10 protein-coding genes are annotated in these 13,751 nt (G+C 34.8%); 3 read left to right on the top strand and 7 right to left on the bottom strand.

Features of this window, described 5'->3' with window-relative positions:
• Positions 1–14: 14 nt before the first annotated feature.
• The 7 genes from TD18_RS15515 to TD18_RS15485 form a co-directional block, all read right to left on the bottom strand.
• Positions 15–797 (bottom strand): enoyl-CoA hydratase/isomerase family protein, encoded by a 783-nt coding sequence (locus tag TD18_RS15515; RefSeq protein ID WP_040254456.1) that lies wholly within the window; start codon positions 795–797, stop codon positions 15–17.
• Between the two features lie 14 nt (positions 798–811).
• Complete coding sequence (locus TD18_RS15510) at positions 812–2,266, bottom strand: sensor histidine kinase (RefSeq protein ID WP_084205946.1); 1,455 nt, start codon at positions 2,264–2,266, stop codon at positions 812–814.
• 158 nt (positions 2,267–2,424) lie between these two features.
• Positions 2,425–2,973, bottom strand: coding sequence for a CopD family protein (locus tag TD18_RS15505; protein WP_040254452.1), 549 nt, complete (start codon positions 2,971–2,973; stop codon positions 2,425–2,427).
• A 75-nt stretch (positions 2,974–3,048) separates the two neighbouring features.
• A complete protein-coding gene (locus TD18_RS15500) occupies positions 3,049–6,141 on the bottom strand; it encodes a WD40/YVTN/BNR-like repeat-containing protein (RefSeq protein WP_040254450.1) in 3,093 nt (1,030 codons plus the stop codon).
• Between the two features lie 47 nt (positions 6,142–6,188).
• Positions 6,189–7,541 (bottom strand): MATE family efflux transporter, encoded by a 1,353-nt coding sequence (locus TD18_RS15495; protein ID WP_040254449.1) that lies wholly within the window; start codon positions 7,539–7,541, stop codon positions 6,189–6,191.
• Positions 7,541–8,584, bottom strand: coding sequence for a ferrochelatase (gene hemH / locus TD18_RS15490; RefSeq protein WP_040254447.1), 1,044 nt, complete (start codon positions 8,582–8,584; stop codon positions 7,541–7,543). Before hemH ends, TD18_RS15495 begins: the two co-directional genes overlap by 1 nt.
• Before the next feature lie 55 nt (positions 8,585–8,639).
• Positions 8,640–9,560 (bottom strand): helix-turn-helix transcriptional regulator, encoded by a 921-nt coding sequence (locus TD18_RS15485; RefSeq protein ID WP_052461219.1) that lies wholly within the window; start codon positions 9,558–9,560, stop codon positions 8,640–8,642.
• Positions 9,561–9,729: 169 nt separating this feature from the next.
• On the opposite strand from TD18_RS15485, the gene hemA reads away from it, so the two are divergent.
• The 3 genes from hemA to hemE all read left to right on the top strand — a co-directional run bounded on the left by hemA (position 9,730) and on the right by hemE (position 13,710).
• Complete coding sequence (hemA, locus tag TD18_RS15480; RefSeq protein WP_040254445.1) at positions 9,730–10,992, top strand: glutamyl-tRNA reductase; 1,263 nt, start codon at positions 9,730–9,732, stop codon at positions 10,990–10,992.
• Positions 10,985–12,565, top strand: a complete 1,581-nt coding sequence (hemC, locus tag TD18_RS15475; protein ID WP_040254442.1) for a hydroxymethylbilane synthase — start codon at positions 10,985–10,987, stop codon at positions 12,563–12,565. The genes hemA and hemC overlap by 8 nt, the downstream gene beginning before the upstream one ends.
• A gap of 119 nt (positions 12,566–12,684) precedes the next feature.
• A complete protein-coding gene (gene hemE / locus TD18_RS15470) occupies positions 12,685–13,710 on the top strand; it encodes a uroporphyrinogen decarboxylase (protein WP_040254441.1) in 1,026 nt (341 codons plus the stop codon).
• Positions 13,711–13,751 lie beyond the last annotated feature (41 nt).

Below are 13,751 nucleotides of genomic sequence, written 5' to 3'. Positions count from 1 at the left end.
TATTTAGTTTTTAGTTATTTCCCTGGGAAGTCTGCTTTTCGTTTTTCCAAAAAGGCTGTTGTACCTTCTTTAAAGTCTTCAGTTCCAAAACATTTTCCGAACTGTTTGATTTCTGTTTTATAACCATCAACACCATCTTTATAATTGGCATTGATTGCTTTGATAGCACCTTTTATAGCAACAGAAGAATTTCGCATGATTTTACCAGCAATTTTTTCGGCTAAAGCAATCAACTCATCTTCACTAGTAACATGATTTACTAAACCATACTCTAAAGCTTGATTAGCATCAATCATTCCAGCAGTCATTACCATTTCCATAGCGCGACCTTTACCGACTAATTGTGGTAAACGTTGTGTGCCTCCATAACCAGGTATCACTCCAAGAGACACTTCAGGCAAACCCATTTTAGCGTTTATGCTTGCTATTCTGAAATGACAAGCCATTGCTAATTCTAAACCTCCTCCTAATGCAAAACCATTAATAGCAGCAATTACAGGCGTCGATAAATGTTCAACAAAATCAAATAATAATTCCTGACCTTTAGCGGCTAATTTGCCACCTTGCTTCACATCAAAATCGGCAAATTCACTAATATCTGCACCTGCAACAAAAGCCTTTTCACCACTACCTGTGATAATAATCACTTTGGTATCACTACTGTTATTAGCGTCATCAAAGGCCTCATGTAATTCTTGAATTGTATCTCTATTTAAAGCGTTGAGTTTGTTAGGTCTGTTAATCGTTATTTTTGTAATACCGTTATTGGTGCTTGATAAAATATTTTGATAATTCATTGTATTTGGTCTTATTATAATTTTGGAAATGTCACTATAAAGGTTGTACCTATTCCCTGTTGAGATGTAAAGGTAATATTTCCTTTATAAGTTTCCACAATATTTTTTACCATGGCGAGACCTAGTCCCATTCCACTGGTTTTAGTTGTAAATTTAGGTTCAAAAATCTTGTTTTTATTGTCTTCGGAAACTCCAATACCATTATCTTCAATAGTTATTTTGACCATATTGTTTTCTGAAGATACTTTAACTTCAATCTTTGGGTTTTCTCTGTCATGAGGAATGGCCTGAATTCCATTTTTAACCAAATTTGTGACCACTCTAATTAACTGTGTTCGATCAAAATTGGCCATAATGCCTTCGTCTTCAGTAGAAAACTGAATATAATCTTCACTAAAAATATCCAGTCCTAATTTGACAATTTTTGAAACATTTAGTGTTTCATTCTTTTGTGCTGGCATTTTTGCAAAATTTGAAAATGCAGAAGCGATAGAACTCATCGTATCAATTTGCTGAATGAGCGTCTTACTGTATTCATCTACTTTTTGGTAGATATTTTCGTCTTCAGGATTGAACTTACGCTGAAAACTTTGTACACTTAATCGCATTGGTGTTAACGGGTTTTTAATTTCATGAGCAACCTGTTTCGCCATTTCCCGCCATGCTTGCTCACGCTCACTTGTTGCTAATTGCACAGCACTTTCTTCGAGTTCGTCAATCATGCTATTGTACGAATTAACAAGGGTTGATATCTCTTCACTTGAAGATTCAATATCAATCTTTTTATTACGCTTCTCCAAGCGCGTTTCATTGATCTTATCTGAAATGGTTTTGAGAGTCCTCGTGATATATTTAGAAAGTAATAATGCCAAAATTACAGCAATTAGCATCATGAATACATAAGCATAACCCAATCGTTCTAAAAACTCGTTTAGTTCTTTATTTAAAAAGTCATCATTTTCTAGATATGGTAAATTCAAAATAGCTAATGGTTTAGATTTTGAATCGTAGATATATGTATAGGAAGACTGAAAGGTTTCTCCGTTTTTACTGTTTTTGACGACATATCTGTGTTCAGCCGTATTAGAAATTGCATTTAAAATATTGACATCAATACATTGTAAAATCGAATCTCTGGTGAAACTTGCTTTAGAAGACTTTAATAAGGTGCCATCTAAATCATATAAATTAATTTTTAAGCCATGAATAGCTGCTATTCGATAAATTTCATCTTTAAAAATGAGTGGTACTTTTTCGGTTTCAACAGGATACGTAGTCTCTTTAATAACATAGTTAATATCACTAATAATAGCGGTTTCTTTTCGCTCCAGCCTTTCTTTATGATAATCAATAGCTTCTTCATTGTATTGGTAAATAGTCACCGCTGCAATTAAAATAGAGGCAATTAACACCAATAGGATCATGGCAAAAAATATACGAACACGTAAAGACAGTTTTTTTAACCTCATTTGAAAATTTGTAGTGAATTTAGGTCATTAATTGATTAAATGTAACAATAATTACACCAAAAGCACTTGAACTAAAACCCAAATTAAAAAATTCAACGTGCAATATCTGAAACAATCTTTTGACAATCAGATGTTCTCACTTTGAAACTGAATAACTTTTATGCATCAGGGTTTTTACTTCTTATATTTTTATAGACTTTAAACCCTAACATCAATACGATTCCTAGGACTAAAATCCCAACAACACCAAACACCCAGTTAATGGCGTTTTTAAGAATTACAAGAAATACAACAGCAAATAAGATAAAAGTGGCACCTTCATTCCAAAGTCGCATGAAATTTGAAGATTTCTTTACCTCATCGCGCTGCAATTGTTTGAAATATTGATGTGTTTTTAAATGATAGATAATTAATAATACTACAAATGTGAGTTTGACATGCATCCAAGGCTGTTTTAACCAAAATGGTTGTAGCATAATTAACCAGATGGCAAATCCCGTTGCTAAAATTGCTGAAGGCCAGGTAATGATTGTCCATAAACGTTTAGCCATTAGCTTCAATTGTTTTCCGAGAATTTCTTTTTCTGGTGACGGCTTATGAAACGCTTCAATTTGATATACAAATAGTCGTGGAATATAAAATAAACCCGCAAACCAAGTGACCACAAAAATGAGATGTAACGCCTTTATATAGTTGTAATATTCCATTTATTAATCTGTAACTATTTAAACCTTATAACTATTCATAGAGATTTTTCGATTGTTATCGAAATGACCTTAAAATTAATCTTCAACAAATAAATAGTTTAATTGTTTTGTGTTAAATGCTTTATTAAAAGCTCTTATTTCTTCATTTATCAAGTTGTTAAATGTATCTAATTGTACTTTAATTTGTGAAGTTAATTCATTTTTAACAGCTACATCCTGATCAGTTGGAGCAAAATCACCCATACTTACTAAGGCATTTAAATGTCCTAATTTGTTAGTTAATCTAATCGGAAAGTTTAGCGGATCCTGACCACTTCTGTTTTTAGTTTGGTATAAGGCTTCTTCAATCTTAGTAAACTCTTCTTTCAAAGTTTTTGCTTTTTCCAATAAATCTTTCAAATCTTCATTACCATTGTACTGTGTTTCAAATGCCGATAATTGTGCTGTGATGTTTCTGATTTTTTTGATTGATTTATGAGCATCATCCATTGTTTTATTAACATCTGTAATGAAATCAAATTGCTTTTGCATGTCAGCCTGAGTGCTTTCTGCCCTTTGATCTGCAATAATTTTAAAAGATTGTGATAATGCATTTCCATTGACATTAAGATTCACTTTGTATGATCCTGGAATGGCTACTGGACCATCCAAACTTGCCCACCATAAAATCATTCCATCTAATTTTTCTGCGCCTTCATAGGTCATATCCCAAATAAATTGATTCATGCCTTTTTTGACTTCGAGTTTATCCTTTGTTTTGTTTTTTGTAGAATAGGTTTTTATAGTGTCGCCTTTCTGATCAAAATAGGTTAAAGACACTTCATCATTTTCTTTGTCGAAATCCTTTAAATTAAAATACGTCATAACACCATTTGGATGATTAGTACCAGATGTTTTGCTTTCTTTAGAATAACCAGCTTGTATTCTATAAGTGTCTTTTGGTTTAAACAATTTATGCTCTTGAGAATTTGCACCTTTCAATTGATGTAAAACCGTTAAATCATCAATTATCCATAAACTACGACCCTGCGTTGCCACAATTAAATTATGGTCTTTAATTGCTAAATCGGTTATTGGAACAATTGGAAGATTCAACTGAAATGGTTGCCAGTTTGTGCCATCATTAAACGATATATACATACCAGTTTCTGTGCCAGCATATAGCAAGCCTTTTTGTTTTGGATCTTCTCTCAATACTCTGGTAAAGTGCTCTGGTTGAATTCCGTTCGTGATTTTCTTCCATGTTTTCCCGTAGTCTGTAGTTTTGTACAAGTAAGGTGCAAAATCTCCTGTTTTGTATTTTGTTCCAGCCACATAACACGTTCCAGCATCAAATGCACTAGGTTCAATGCTATTAATCATCATCCATTCTGGCATTCCGTTAGGCGTAACATTTTCCCAATTTTGACCACCATCTTTCGTGACATGAATTAAGCCGTCATCACTTCCAACCCAAAGCAAACCTTCAGTGATAGGTGATTCTTGAGCTGCAAAAATGGTACAGTAATATTCTACAGATGTATTATCCTGAGTAATTGGTCCGCCTGAAGATTTTAGTTTTTCAGGATCATTTCTTGTTAAATCCGGACTAATAATCTCCCAGGATTGTCCTTCATTTTCGGTTACATGAACATGCTGCGAAAACGTATATAATCGATTTGGATTATGTTTTGAAAAGATTATGGGAAAATTCCATTGAAAGCGATATTTCATGCCTTCTGCTCCATGACCCATTGGATTATCAGGCCAGACATTGATGGCTCTAACGGTTCCCCTCTTATGATTTAACCTTGTTAGAAATCCATCATAACTTCCGCCATAAACAATATCATTATCTTCAGGATCTACAGCAATATGAGCTGATTCGCCTCCTGCTGTCGATTCCCAATCGTCTTCAGTAATTGACCAACCATCTGTTCTATGTGGAATTCTGACCGTGGAATTATCTTGCTGTGCTGCATAAATTCGATATGGAAAATGATTATCAGTTGTTACTCGATAAAATTGTGATGTAGGCTGATTATGATACGTACTCCAGGTTTCACCTCCATCGTACGTGACTTGCGCTCCTCCATCATCGCCAATAATCATGCGGTTAGGATCTTCAGGAGCAATCCATAAATCATGATGATCGCCATGAGGCGCATTATAGGTGTCAAAAGATGTTCCACCATCTGTACTCTTATGATAGCGTACATTCAATACATAGACGACATCAATATCTTTAGTATCTGCGTAAACTCTGGTATAATACCACGCACGCTGACGCAATTTGCGTTCACTGTTGACTTGAGTCCAGGTTTCTCCTCCATCATCACTTCGATATAATCCTCCTTTATCTTTGTTTTCTACAATTGCCCAAACACGTTGGTTGTTAACTGGAGACACTGTAACTCCAATGATTCCAAGAGTGTCATTAGGAAAACCTTCTTTCTTTGAAATTTCAGTCCAAGTTTCACCTTTATCGGTACTTTTCCAAAGTGCTGAACCTTCTCCTCCTGAACTTAAACTATAAGGTGTGCGTTGCACTCTCCAAGTGGAGGCATATAATATTCTAGGATTTGTTGGATCAATTAATAAATCGACAACGCCAGCCTGATCATTAGCATATAAGGTTTTCTTCCATGTTTTTCCACCATCAGTACTTTTATAAACACCACGATCTTGTGTTGGTTTATATATGTTGCCCAAAACACCAGCATAAACCACATTATGATCTGTTGGATCCACAGCAATTCGTGGAACATGACGTGAATTTTTTAATCCAGCAGATTCCCATGTGTTCCCTGCATCAACACTCTTCCAAATCCCATAACCAGAGGATACATTTCCTCGAACCGTTTTTTCTCCTCCTCCAACATATATCACGTTAGGATCGCTTTTTGAAACTGTAATGGCTCCAATACTGCCACCAAAAAATCCGTCAGAAATATTGTCCCAACTTCGTCCTCCATCCAAAGTCTTCCAGATTCCTCCACCTGTTGATCCAAAATAGTATAAATTAGGTTTATTAGGAACTCCCGTAACAGCAGCACTACGACCACCTCTAAAAGGTCCCAGCAATCGATATTCTAAAGCATCATATTGTGATTCATTGAAAGTCTGTGCCTCTAATTGTGCAGTATTTCCAATACACAACAGGCAAAAAATAAGCGTAAATAATCTCATTATTAGCATGGGTTTGTTAGTTGGATAAAAATAAGCATAAAAAAATATTATGCAGTTGTCTTACTCAATTTTAACTTCACTTCTCGATTTAAAAATAAGGCTGTGACAATAGTTGATAATACATCTGAAATAGGAAAAGACATCCACACACCAAGTTCGCCATAGAACTTAGGAAGTATAAAAATTAACGGGATAAAGAAAAAACCTTGACGTGTTAGAGTTAATAATAATGCTGGAATAGCTTTTCCAACAGCCTGAAAATAAGCTGCTCCAATAAGCTGAATGGCAATGATTGGTGTCGCAGCAAAAACCCAACGCATTGCTGAAGGTGTTTCCTTAATAACCTCGGCATCAGTTGTAAAAAGTCTGGTAATTTCTTCAGGAAAAAGCATCAACATAATAAATACTAAAGTGGCTAAAGCTGCCGCATATTTCAGAGCAGTTGCTATGGCCTGCTTTACACGATCATACTGATTGGCGCCATAATTATATCCTGCAATAGGCAAAAATCCTTGCGTAATTCCGAAAACAGGAAATAATGCAAACATCAACATTCGTCCAACAATGGCATAAGCCGTTACAGAGGTTTCTCCTCCTAAATCGTATAAAATATTATTCATAAATAAATACGTGATGCTTACCACAGCTTGTCTTGATAGTGTTACAAATCCCAGAGATCCAATTTCTTTTACAATTGGAAGTTTTAAATGAAACTGACATTTATTGAGTTTCAATTCTGAATTTTTCGACAAGAAATACCAAAGAATAAACAAAAAACAAAGTAAATATGAAGCTGTAGAAGCCCAAGCAGCTCCTGCCATGCCTAGATCCATCATATTGATAAACACATAATCTAAAATTAAGTTCCCAACCGACGGAATCATCATAGCATACATCGCAAATTTCGGTTTTCCTTCAGCTCTAATAACCGTATTACCCATCATACACAGTGCTAAGAATGGAATTCCATAAAGCACAATGGTATAATAGATTTTAGCTGGTTCAAAAATGGCACCTTTACCTCCAAACACTGGAATAATATCATTTACAAATAAAAGTCCAGGAATAATTAATAGTACCGTAAATAGAAGTGTGAGTGTGATTTGATTCCCAAAGGTTTGTAAAGCTTTGGCTGCATTATTCGCGCCTAATGCTCTTGAAATAATTGAAGAACCTCCAACGCCAATACTCATTCCTAAAGCTGCAATAAAAAAAGACACGGGAAGTACGACATTAATGGCGGCAATGGCAGTTGAGCCAATCCATTGACCAACGAAAATAGTATCGACTAGAATGTTCAGTGACATCACTAAGATTCCAATAGACGCAGGAACTGCTTGCTTAATCAATAATTTACCGATCGGCTGCGTTCCTAAATCTTTTGAAGCTATTTTTGCCATTATACTGAAACGGTTTCAGATATAGCCCATTCATTAATCCAGTTTGATAATATGTCGACAAATTCGTTATCATCATTTAAGCAAGGGATAGTCGTAAAATCTTGTCCTCCCATTTCGTGAAAAATCTCTTCACCTTCCATAGCAATTTCTTCAAGTGTTTCTAAACAATCACTCACAAACGCTGGCGTTACAATGGCCATTTTTTTGATGCCCTCTTTTCCTAATCGTTCAATTGTTCTGTCTGTATATGGCTGTAACCATGGATCAAAACCTAAACGTGATTGGAAAGAGGTTGAAAATGTTCCGGCTTTAAGGTTTAAAGCTTCACCAACTAATCGAGTCACTTCTTTACATTGATGCTTGTAACAAAACTCATGTGCTGGCGATGGTGTTTTACAGCAAACACAATCTATTTTATCGCTGGGCTTACAATGTGATTTTGTAATATCACTTTTTCTGATATGACGTTCTGGAACACCATGATAAGAAAACAATAGATGTTCATAATCTTTCCCCTCTAAATGTTTAGCAATAGAATTTGATAAAACTTTTATATAATCCTGATTGTTATAAAATGGTTTTAAATCCTGAATAGAAATATTTGGGAAATGTTCTTTTCTTATCTCTTCAGCTAAGACCAAAATAGTTTCGGTTGTAGCCATGGCATACTGAGGATATAACGGAATTAAAAACACCTCATCAACGCCTTTATCTACCAATTCTTGAAGTCCTTTTTTAATGGTCATACTTCCATAACGCATAGCTAACGCAACAGGAAATTCTACATTTTTTTGAATCTTTTGCTGAAGTCGTTCTGAAAGTACAATTAATGGAGACCCTTCGTCCCACCATATTTTTTGATAAGCTTTAGCTGACGCTTTCGGACGAGTATTTAAAATTATCCCTTTTACAAGTAAATTTCTTGCCCAAAGTGGCACATCAATGACGCGTTCATCCATTAAAAACTCACCTAAATACTTTTTAACATCTTTAGGCTCTGGTGAATCTGGAGACCCTAAATTGACAAGTAAAACTCCTTTCATGGTTTTATATTTCTTTTTTAGCAATTTTTATAATACAAAAATACGACAGTATTTTTTAACTCAGTGACATCAAATATTTCTTTGGTGTTGTTCCGTATTTCTTCTTAAAGGCTGAAATAAAATGACTTGATGTGCTGTAACCAACTTTGAGCCCGACTTCATTTACATTGTGATCACCTGATTCTAACAACTTTCTGGCAACTTCCATTTTATAGTCAAATAAGAAACTGAAAACTGAGTCTCCATAGATTTGTTTAAAACCTTCTTTAAGTTTTTTTAGACTCAAACCAATTTCATCTGAAAGCTCTTGTAATGTTGGAGGTTCTGCCATTCGGGAAATGATAATATCTTTAGCTTTTCTAATTTTAATCACATTGGTTTCATCAACTAAAAAAGGACATTGCTCAATATCGGCATCTTCACTTCTATTGAAATATAAACTCAAGAGCTCTAAAGCTTTTCCTTTGAAATAAATACTTTTAATAATACTGTTTAAATTATAATTAATGATTTGATTCAAAGCGATAGCCATTGATGGAGAAATTTTTCCATCTTTATAATACTTTTTATCTTTATTATCATCACTTAAAAAGCTGATATAATCGGCTTCTTGTGAGAATAACCCATGAAATTTTTTGATTGAGACTAGTACTGACACCAACCAGGAGTTGGGATTAACTTCAAGATGGATTGGTAAATCACGTTGCGGATTGTAAAGCAACAATGAGTTTTCTTCCTCTATTTTTAAACGGTAATTACCATTATTAAAGATAAACTCACTCGATCCTTTAACACAAAAGTGAAACTGAATAAACCGACTATCAATCTCACGTTCAACAATTTGAATCGTATGAGATTCATTTTGATAGGTTAAAACAAAAAAGCCATCATCTAATTTAGTTTCTTTAAAAGAACCTCTAGCGATATTTTTCGAGTCATTAAAATCAGAATTATTTTTATTGTTATTTAGATTCATTCTAAACTAAAGCGTTTTAAAGCGTTGATTTCACTACAAAAATATGACATTTATCATGTTATTTTAAGAAATAACCATAAAAAACCACAAACGATACTAAAAGTTCTTCTAGCGTTGTTTTTATTCTGGTAAGCTTTTTATTTTTGTTCATGTAATTTCCAAATCAGGTATGGAGCACTACAATATGTCGAGAGGCACAACATTTTATGCGATTGGGTTGAGCTATAAAAAAGCAGATGCCGAAGTGCGTGGTCATTTTAGTTTAGATGAATCTTCCAAACGGAATGTTTTAGAACAAGCGCAACAAAATGGCATTGAAAGTCTTATTGTCACTTCAACATGCAACAGAACTGAAATTTACGGTTTTGCAGAACATCCTTTTCAATTGATACAATTGCTGTGTGATAACACCATAGGAACTGTTGAAGAATTTCAAAAAGTAGCTTACGTATATAAAAATAGAGATGCCATTTCTCATATGTTTCGCGTAGGTTCTGGCTTAGATAGCCAGATTCTTGGTGATTTCGAAATCATCAGTCAATTAAAAGTCAGTGCAAGATTATCAAAATCATATGGCTTATTCAATCCGTTTTTCGAACGTTTGGTAAATGCTGTAATACAAGCATCTAAACGTATTAAAACTGAAACTAATATTTCATCTGGAGCTACTTCAGTATCTTTTGCTTCTGTACAGTACATCATGAATGAGATTGAAAACGTATCAGATAAAAATATTTTACTCTTCGGAACTGGTAAAATAGGAAGAAACACTTGTGAAAATTTAGTAAAACATACCAAGAATGAGCACATCACATTAATAAACAGAACCAAAGATAAAGCTGAAGCTGTTGCAGGAAAATTTAATTTACTGGTTAAAGATTACGCCAATCTTCAGGAGGAAATAAATACCTCAGATATTTTAATTGTAGCTACTGGCGCTCAAAACCCGACAGTAGATAAGCATTGCATTCAAACTACAAAACCCTTATTGATTTTAGATTTATCTATTCCAAAAAACGTTAATGATAATGTTACCGATTTGGAGCATGTAACGTTAGTACATTTAGATGATTTATCACAAATCACTGATGAAACTTTAGAACGAAGAAAAGAACACATTCCAGTGGCTGAAGCTATTATTGAAGATATCAAATCTGATTTTAATGCATGGCTAGCTACTCGAAAATTTGCCCCTACAATCAAGGCATTAAAACATAAGCTTACCGATTTTGCTTCGGCAGAACTAGATACGCAACGTAAAAAAATGGCTGACTTTAATGAAGCTCAAGCCGAAGTGATTAGTAATAATATCATTCAAAAAATAACAAATCACTTTGCACATCATTTAAAAGGCGATGATGTATCTACCGACGACAGCCTTGAACTCATAAAAAAAGTGTTTCAATTAGAAGCAACCTCAGACAATGTCTAAACTTATAAGAATTGGAACTCGTGATAGCGAACTTGCGCTATGGCAAGCCAAAACCGTACAAAGTCAACTCGAACATTTAGGTTATAAAACTCAATTAATTCCGGTTAAATCCACTGGAGATTTGATGTTAGACAAACCCATTTACGAATTAGGAATCACAGGAGTATTCACAAAAACGCTCGATATCGCAATGCTTAATGGTGATATTGACATTGCTGTTCATTCTTTAAAAGATGTACCAACACTGCTTCCAAAGGGTATCGTTCAAGCAGCCGTTATCAAACGTGGAAACGTAAGAGATTGTCTGGTGTTTAAAAATAATGAAGAGTTTTTATCTCAGCGAGATGCTGTTATAGCAACTGGAAGTTTAAGACGAAGAGCGCAATGGCTCAACCGCTACCCAACACACACTATCGTTGGGTTGCGTGGTAATGTGAATTCTAGACTACAAAAGCTGGAAGATAATGACTGGAATGGTGCCATTTTTGCAGCTGCTGGTTTAGGGCGACTGAATATGAAGCCTGAAGACAGTTTTAATCTCGAATGGATGATTCCTGCACCTGCTCAAGGTGCTGTTATGATTACAGCTTTAGAAAATGACGAGGAAACACTCGCTATTTGTGCTGAAATTAATCATAAAGACACTGAAATTGCAACATCTGTAGAGCGCAAATTTTTAAATCTTTTAGAAGGTGGATGTTCTGCTCCAATTGGTGCTTTAGCCTTTGTTAAAGATGAAGAAATACACATGCAAGGTGTGCTTTTGAGTCTTGACGGAAGCAAAAAGATTGAAGTACAACGTACAATGCCTCTTGAAAAACATGATGAACTCGCACAATTCTGTGCAGATTATATTATTGAACGTGGTGGAAAGCGTTTAATGGACAATCTAAAAAAGTCATCTCAAGATGTAAATGTTTTTTCAACCAAAACTTTAACCGATGACCAGAAGCAAATGTTTCACGATAAGGTGGTCTCAGAAAGTTCAGATTTTATAAAAATTAGCTTAAACCGAATGACACCAAAGGTATTGCGCCCATTGCCTAAAAACGTTGTCATTACCAGCAAAAATGCAGTTGAAGCTTTACTAATGAATTTTGCACCACAAGAACTTCAGTTCGAAAACATCTATTGTGTTGGACGAAGAACTAAACGTCTCGTAGAACGCAAAATTGGAACAGTAAAACACACCGAAAACAATGCTAAAGCTTTAGCTGAATACTTAGTTGAATATATCGAAGGTACTGAAGTTACTTATTTTTGTAGTGATATTCGTTTGGATGAATTACCAACTATTTTAAATAAAAATAACATTGAAGTCAACGAAATTATAGCTTACGAAACCAAATACGATGCTGTAAAAATTGATGATGCCATAAAAGGTATTATGTTTTACAGTCCGTCGACAGTTCAAAGTTATAAACAAGAAAATGTAGCATCTGAAGGTATGATTGCCTTCTGTATTGGAGAAACTACAGCCAAAGAAGCGCGAAAACATTTTGACGATGTACGCATTGCTAAAATGCCAACTGTTGAAAGTGTGATTGATTTGGTGAATGAACATTTTGAATAAAAAAAGACCTCTCGACTGCACTCGAGGAGACAAAACGCTCTCTGGTCGAGCGCAGTCGAGACCTATTCAAATAAAAGTTAAATGAATAAGATTCCTGCCTTCGCAGGAATAACAAAAACATGATAAAAAACGATTTATTTTTAAGAGCATTAAAAGGAGAAACTGTTGAGCGTCCGCCAGTATGGATGATGCGCCAAGCAGGTCGTTACCTTCCTGAGTTTATGGAAATCAAAGCCAAATATGATTTCTTTACACGTTGTCAAACTCCAGAATTAGCAAGTGAAATTACAGTGCAACCTATTCGTCGTTACGGCATGGATGCTGCCATTTTGTTTAGTGACATTTTAGTAATTCCTCAAGCAATGAACATTGAGGTTCAAATGAAACCCAATTTTGGTCCGTATTTACCTAATCCTATTCGCAGTCAAAAAGATGTCGATAATGTGATTGTTCCAGATGTAAAAGACGCTTTGAATTATGTGTATGAAGCGATTAAAGCGACCAAAGAAAAATTAAATGACGACATCCCTTTAATTGGTTTTGCTGGCTCACCTTGGACCATCTTATGCTATTGTGTACAAGGGCAGGGTTCGAAAAACTTTGATAAAGCGAAAGAGTTTTGTTTTACAAATCCAATTGCCGCACATCAATTATTACAAAAAATTACAGATACTACAATTGCATATTTAAAAGAAAAAGTAAAAGCAGGTTGTAACGCTGTGCAAGTGTTCGATTCTTGGGGAGGCATGTTATCTCCTGTAGATTATCAGGAATTTTCATGGCAATACATTCAGCAAATTATAGATGCACTAAAAGATGATGCTCCTGTAATTGCGTTTGGAAAAGGCTGTTGGTTTGCACTTGGCGAAATGGCTAAATCTGGTGCTTCTGCTTTGGGAGTTGATTGGACGTGTTCTGCAAGAAATGCGCGTTATTTAACTGGTGGAAACATTACTTTACAAGGTAATTTTGATCCAACACGATTATTTTCTCCTCCTTCAGAAATCAAAAAAATGGTACACCAAATGATTAACGAATTTGGGAAAGATAAATATATTGTAAATTTAGGTCATGGAATTCTACCAAATATTCCTTTAGACAACGCCAAAGCATTTATAGATGCTGTAAAAGAATACAAAACTTAATTATTTTGGGCGTTACCACAAGGGTCGCGCTCACGCAAGTC

Origin of the sequence: Psychroserpens mesophilus (assembly GCF_000826645.1) — a bacterium.
Taxonomy (GTDB): domain Bacteria; phylum Bacteroidota; class Bacteroidia; order Flavobacteriales; family Flavobacteriaceae; genus Psychroserpens; species Psychroserpens mesophilus.
This window is presented reverse-complemented; position numbering and strand designations above follow the sequence as displayed.